This is a genomic window from Inquilinus sp. CAU 1745 (genome assembly GCF_039839375.1).
GTDB lineage: Bacteria > Pseudomonadota > Alphaproteobacteria > DSM-16000 > Inquilinaceae > JBDOQU01.
Genome location: NZ_JBDOQU010000029.1, coordinates 1 through 6,372, shown reverse-complemented (window position 1 = coordinate 6,372; position 6,372 = coordinate 1). Strand labels below are relative to the sequence as shown.

Genomic DNA, 6,372 nt, shown 5'->3' with positions numbered 1-6,372 from the left:
GCAAGACGAGCGGGAAGGGGCCAGGCCAGCATACGGTCTACCGATCGGGCGACCTCGAATCCAACGGCCTCCTTCCCGCTCCCATCATAGCAACCATCCAACACACAGGAATCCATGGGCTGCGGCAGCTTCACCGAACTGCGTCGAGTCGAGCGCCGGCACGGCCCATGGCCGCCATCCCATGGATGCTGGATCAAATCCAGCATGACATTGTTTTTGTTGGTCATTCCCGACCTGATCGGGAATCCATTGGCCGTCACGGCCTCTGCGACGGCGAAGAACGGAACAAGTCACGCGTCATGCTCCTTTCCCAGTATGAAGGGCGTTCCAACCTCCCCCGATTGCGGTTGCATTCGGTTGGAAGAGGGTTAACATAACCCTGCTGCTCAAGTGGTATTACCGCCGGGGCCGAGACGATGCGAAGAGACTCGGATTTGGAGGAAGCGACCATGCCGGCGGCCGGCATCGACGAGGTCGATGCGGCCCGGTCGGACGAGTATGCATTGCTCTCCTCCCTGCTTCTGCGCACTCCCGATGCCGAAATCCTGTCGCGGCTTGCGCGTCTGGAGGGATCGGAAACCCCGCTGGGCCGCACCCACGCCGCGCTGGCCACGGCGGCGGCGACCGCTGACGCGAAACGGGTCGAGCGGGAGTATTTCAGCCTTTTCATCGGCGTCGGACGCGGGGAACTCCTCCCCTACGCTTCCTATTATATGACCGGATTCCTGAACGAACGGCCGCTGGCGCGGTTGCGCGGGGACATGATGCGACTGGGCCTGGAGCGGGCCGATGGCCATCCGGACCCGGAGGACCATCTGGGCAGCCTGTGCGAGATCATGAGCGGGTTCGCCGGCGGGATATTCGAAGCCTCGCCGGGCGATGAGGCCGGCTTCTTCTCCCGTCACCTCGCCCCCTGGGCCGGCCGGTTCTTCGGCGACCTGGAGAAGGCGCAAGCGGCGAACTTCTACAAAGCCGTCGGCGCGGTGGGACGGACATTCATGGAGATCGAGGCCGAAGGCTTCGCGATGGAGACGCGCCGCAGCGCGTGACGGGTAAGCAATAAGGCGGCGACAGCCGTGGGAGACGGCGCCGCCTCCAAGGAGGATGGGCGATGAGCGACAGCGGGAAGTCAGGGAAGGGGATCGGCCGCCGGGGTTTCCTGGGCGCGGTCGGCGGCGTTTCGGCGGCCGCCGTCGCCACCGCCGCGGCGCTGCGTCCGACAGAGGCTGAGGCCTACGATCCGGGCGAAGAGGAGGCAAAGGCCCGCTATCAGGAAACCGACCACGTCAAGACCTTCTACCGGGTCAACGGCTATCCAACGCAGGAGGGCTAGGGCGTCATGCTGACGAAACGGAAGGACGGCCAGACGGGCCGTGCAAGGTTGCAGGCCCTGGCCGGCGTAGTCGGGGCGAAGCCGATGGATCGCCGCGCGTTCCTGCGCCGCTCCGGCCTCACGGCCGGCGGACTGGCGGCGGCCGGCGCGTTCCAGCTTGGCACCATAAGGCGGGCCGAGGCGATCAGCCCACCCCAACCCGGCGTGCCGGTCGAGATCAGGAAGAACATCTGCACCCACTGCTCCGTCGGCTGCACGGTCACGGCGGAGGTCCAGAACGGCGTGTGGACGGGGCAGGAACCCTCCTGGGACAGCCCGTTCAATCGCGGCTCCCACTGCGCCAAGGGCGCCAGCGTCCGCGAACTGGTCCACAGCGACCGCCGGCTCAAATACCCGATGAAGCTGGTTGGCGGGGAATGGACACGGATCTCCTGGGACGACGCTATCAATGAGATCGGCGACAAGCTGATGGAGGTCCGGGAAAGTTCGGGGCCGGAATCCGTCTACTGGATGGGATCGGCCAAATTCTCCAACGAAGGAACCTACCTGTTCCGCAAGCTGGCGGCATTCTGGGGCACCAACAACCAGGACCATCAGGCGCGCATCTGCCATTCGACGACCGTCTCCGGCGTGGCCAATACCTGGGGCTACGGCGCGATGACCAACTCCTACAACGATATCCGGAACGCCAAGACCCTGGTCATCATGGGCGGCAACCCGGCGGAGGCGCATCCCGTCTCCCTGCAGCATCTGCTGGAGGGCAAGGAGCTCAACAACGCCAACTTCATCGTCATCGACCCGCGCTTCACCCGCACGGCGGCGCATGCGACGGAATATGTGCGCATCCGGTCGGGCACCGACATCGCCGTGCTGTGGGGCATCCTCTGGCACATCTTCGAGAATGGCTGGGAGGACCAGGAATTCATCGCCCAGCGCGTCTACGCGATGGACGAAATCCGCGCCGAGGTGGCGAAATACCCGCCCGACGAGGTGGAGCGGATCGCCGGCGTCCCGGGCGAGCAGTTGAAGCGCGTCGCGGAGATGTTCGCGACCCAGAAGCCGGCGACGCTGATCTGGTGCATGGGCCAGACCCAGCACACGGTGGGCACCGCCAATGTGCGGGCAAGCTGCGTCCTCTGCCTGGCGACCGGCAATGTCGGCAAGCCCGGCACCGGCGCCAACATCTTCCGCGGCCACGACAATGTGCAGGGCGCGACGGATATCGGCCTCGATGTCGTGACGTTGCCCTTCTATTACGGGCTTACCGAAGGGGCCTGGAACCATTGGGCGCGGGTCTGGGAGGTCGAATACGACTATCTCCTGTCCCGCTTCGACTCCAAGGAGATGATGGAGACGCCGGGCATTCCGCTGACCCGGTGGTTCGACGCGGTGCTGCTGCCGAAGGAGGATGTCGGCCAGAACGACAATCTGCGCGCCATGTTCGTGCAGGGCCACGCCAGCAACAGCATCACCCGCATCCCTGAATCGGTGAAGGGGCTGGGCGCGCTCGATCTTCTGGTGGTCGCCGATCCGCATCCCACCACCTGGGCGTCGCTCGCCGTCCAGGGCGGCCGGCAGGAAAACACCTACCTGCTGCCCGTCTGTACGCAGTTCGAGACGTCGGGGTCGCGCGTCGCCTCCAACCGCTCCCTGCAATGGGGCGAGCAGATCGTGAAGCCCGGCTTCGAACAGAAGGACGACTATCAGGTCATCTACCGGCTGGCGCAGAAGCTGGGCCTGGCCGAGCCGATGTTCAAGAACATCGCGGTGGAGGGCGACCGGCCGGTGCCGGAGGACGTGCTGAGGGAGATGAACCGCGGAAGCTGGTCGACCGGCTATTGCGGCCAGTCGCCGGAGCGGCTGAAGGCCCATATGCGCAACCAGCACAAGTTCGACCTGGTGACGCTGCGGGCGCCGAAGGACGATCCGGAGGTCGGCGGCGATTATTACGGCCTTCCCTGGCCCTGCTGGGGCAAGCCGGAAATCCGCCACCCCGGCACGGCCAACCTCTACAACACCGGCCTCCATGTCATGGATGGCGGCAGCCCCTTCCGCGCCAGGTTCGGCGTGGAGCGGGATGGCGAGACGCTGCTGGCCGAGGGCTCCTACACGGAGGGGTCCGAACTCACCGACGGCTATCCGGAATTCACCATGGCGGTCCTCAAGATGCTGGGCTGGGACCAGGATCTGACGGCCGACGAGCTGGCGACGATCGAACGTGTCGGCGGCGACAATGTCGACAAGGTAAGCTGGTCGACCGACCTTTCCGGCGGCATCCAGCGCGTGGCGCTCAGCCATGGCTGCCATCCCTACGGCAACGGCAAGGCGAGGGCCAAGGCCTGGAACCTGCCCGATCCGATCCCGGTCCACCGGGAGCCGATCTACACGCCCAGGGTCGAGCTGGTGGAGAAGTATCCGACGCTTCCCGACGCCAGGCAGTTCCGCCTGCCCAATATCGGGTTCAGCGTCCAGCAGGCGGCGATTGAGAACGGGGTGGCGGAGCGGTTCCCGCTGATCCTCACCTCCGGCCGGCTGGTCGAATATGAGGGCGGCGGCGAGGAGACGCGGTCGAACCGGTGGCTGGCGGAGCTCCAGCAGGAGATGTTCGTTGAGATCAATCCCGCCGACGCCTCGGAACGCGGCATCGCGGACGGTTCCTGGGTCTGGGTCAGCGGCGCGGAGAACGACTCCAAGGCGCGGGTCAGGGCGCTGGTCACCGAACGGGTCGGCCAGGGCGTCGCCTTCATGCCGTTCCATTTCGGCGGCTGGTTCCAGGGCGAGGATCTCCGGGCGAACTATCCCGAAGGGGCCGACCCGTTCGTGCTGGGCGAAAGCGCCAACACCATCACGACCTACGGCTACGACCCGGTCACCGGGATGCAGGAACCAAAGGTCACGCTCTGCCAGGTCCAGGCGGCGTGAGCGGGAGGAGCGAGAAATGGCCCGGATGAAATTCCTTTGCGACGCCGACCGCTGCATCGAATGCAACGCCTGCGTCACCGCCTGCAAGAACGAACATGACGTCCCCTGGGGCATCAACCGCCGGCGCGTCGTCACCATCAACGATGGCAGGCCGGGCGAACGGTCGGTCTCCATGGCCTGCATGCATTGCACGGACGCGCCCTGCGCCGCCGTCTGCCCGGTCGACTGCTTCTATACGACGGCCGATGCCGTGGTGCTGCACTCCAAGGACCTCTGCATCGGGTGCGGCTACTGCTTCTACGCCTGCCCGTTCGGCGCGCCGCAATATCCGCGCACGGGCAATTTCGGCACGCGCGGCAAGATGGACAAATGCACCTTCTGCTCAGGCGGTCCGGAGGAGGATCTGACCGCAGAAGAATACGCCAAATACGGCGCCAACCGGCTGGCTGAAGGCAAGCTGCCGCTCTGCGCGGAGATGTGCTCGACCAAATCGCTGCTCGCCGGCGATGGGGAGATCATCGCGGCGATCTATCGGGAGCGGGTCACCCAGCGCGGCTACGGCTCCGGCGCCTGGGGCTGGCAGACGGCCTATCGGGAGACGGTAGAGGTCTAACGGGACAGCAACAACGAAACCCGCTGAGCCAGGAGAGGGTGGAGAAGATGCGAAGCTTCAAGCGTAATCGACCGGTCTGTCCTTCCGCCGCGATCATCCTGCTGGCGATCGGCCTGCTGGTCGCGCCCGGCCCCGCCCGAAGCCAGTCCGACGAAGGCATGTCGGGAAGCAATCCCACCGCGCAGGCCGTGTCCGAACAGCAGCTCCTGGAGGAGTTGGGGCGGATTGACGGGCGGATCACCATACCCGACGAAAGGGCCTCGGTCCTCCAACAGCCGGCGGGGCGCGACTATCGCGCCTTCCGCGAAGGCCTGCTGCCCTGGATCGGCGGCGTGGCCGTGATCGGCGTGCTGCTGCTTCTCGCTGTCTTCTATTTCATCCGGGGGCGCGTGCGCCAGCAGACGCCGGACACCGGCGTTCCGCTCAAGCGCTTCAACGTGGTGGAGCGGTTCACCCACTGGATGACCGCGACTTCCTTCATCGTGCTGGCGATCACCGGCCTGAACTTCGTCTTCGGCAAGCGGATACTGATGCCGCTGATCGGCCCGGAGGCGTTCTCGGCCTGGTCGCAATGGTCGAAATACGCCCATGACGCCATCTCATGGCTGTTCATGGCCGGCGTGCTGATGATGTTCGTCCTGTGGATCAAGGACAACATCCCCGACCGCTACGACGTGACCTGGATGAAGAAGGGAGGCGGCCTTTTCGACAAGAGCAACGACACCCACCCGCCCGCCGCCCGCTTCAATGCGGGACAGAAGCTCATCTTCTGGGCGGTCGTACTGGGCGGGATCGCCATGTCGGTTTCCGGCGTGTTGCTGCTGATGCCCTTCGCCTTCCTCGACGTCAACGGGATGCAGATCGCCCAATACTTCCATTCCACCGTCGCCATGATCATGGTCGCGGTGATCCTGGGCCACATCTATATCGGCACGCTCGGCATGGAAGGGGCCTATCGCGCCATGGGCTCGGGCGACGTCGACCTCGCCTGGGCGAAGGAGCACCATTCCGTCTGGGTGGAGAAAGAGCGCGCCAAGACCGAAACCGGCCACCCCCAGATGCCCCCTGGCCGCCCGGCGGCGCAGGCGAAGTAACCAGCCACCACCTCACCCTGCGCCTGTCGAAGGGTGTAGGGCACACATGGTTCGACAGACTCACCATGAGGTGGGAGGGGCAGTACTTCCCCCTTGTTGGTCATTCCCGACTTGATCGGGAATCCATAGGCCTCCGCCACATTACCGGCGGGCGGAGCGCCGGTCGCGGTCCCGGCTTCCCTCGACACCGTATGGATGCCGGATCAAGTCCGGCATGACGATCTTGGGAAGGATGCGGAACTCCCATGGTTCGACAGGCTCACCATGAGGTGGGAGGAAGATTCCCCTTTGTTGGTCATTCCGGCCCCCGAGCCGGCAACTGTGTTGTCAGGCCCAGGCTTTACGGTCTCTGAGCATGGCGTTGAGGTGGGTGAGGAGCTTTCTGGCGACGGCGATGATGGCGACTTTCT

General features: G+C 65.2%; 7 protein-coding genes. 6 read left to right on the top strand and 1 reads right to left on the bottom strand.

The genetic code is table 11. The features are described from left to right. Positions 1-227: hypothetical protein (locus tag AAFN89_RS20710; RefSeq protein WP_347541216.1), on the bottom strand; the 227-nt coding region annotated here is incomplete at its 3' end. Positions 228-449: 222 nt separating this feature from the next. On the opposite strand from AAFN89_RS20710, the gene AAFN89_RS20705 reads away from it, so the two are divergent. From AAFN89_RS20705 to AAFN89_RS20680, 6 genes are all read left to right on the top strand, one after another. Then, entirely contained in the window at positions 450-1,049 is a 600-nt protein-coding gene (locus tag AAFN89_RS20705; RefSeq protein ID WP_347541214.1) for a molecular chaperone TorD family protein, read from the top strand. 62 nt (positions 1,050-1,111) lie between these two features. After that, positions 1,112-1,333 carry a twin-arginine translocation signal domain-containing protein gene (locus AAFN89_RS20700; RefSeq protein WP_347541212.1) on the top strand — a complete coding sequence of 74 codons (222 nt, stop codon included), beginning with the start codon at positions 1,112-1,114 and terminating at the stop codon, positions 1,331-1,333. Positions 1,334-1,339: 6 nt separating this feature from the next. After that, positions 1,340-4,255 carry a formate dehydrogenase subunit alpha gene (locus AAFN89_RS20695; protein WP_347541210.1) on the top strand — a complete coding sequence of 972 codons (2,916 nt, stop codon included), beginning with the start codon at positions 1,340-1,342 and terminating at the stop codon, positions 4,253-4,255. A gap of 16 nt (positions 4,256-4,271) precedes the next feature. Then, the gene (fdh3B, locus tag AAFN89_RS20690) at positions 4,272-4,868 is read left to right on the top strand and encodes a formate dehydrogenase FDH3 subunit beta (protein WP_347541208.1); all 597 of its coding nucleotides are present in this window, start codon (positions 4,272-4,274) and stop codon (positions 4,866-4,868) included. A gap of 47 nt (positions 4,869-4,915) precedes the next feature. Next, on the top strand, positions 4,916-5,962 hold the full coding sequence (locus AAFN89_RS20685) for a formate dehydrogenase subunit gamma (protein ID WP_347541206.1): 1,047 nt from the start codon (positions 4,916-4,918) through the stop codon (positions 5,960-5,962). 195 nt (positions 5,963-6,157) lie between these two features. Continuing rightward, the coding region (locus tag AAFN89_RS20680) for a hypothetical protein (RefSeq protein WP_347541204.1) at positions 6,158-6,372 on the top strand (215 nt) is incomplete at its 3' end.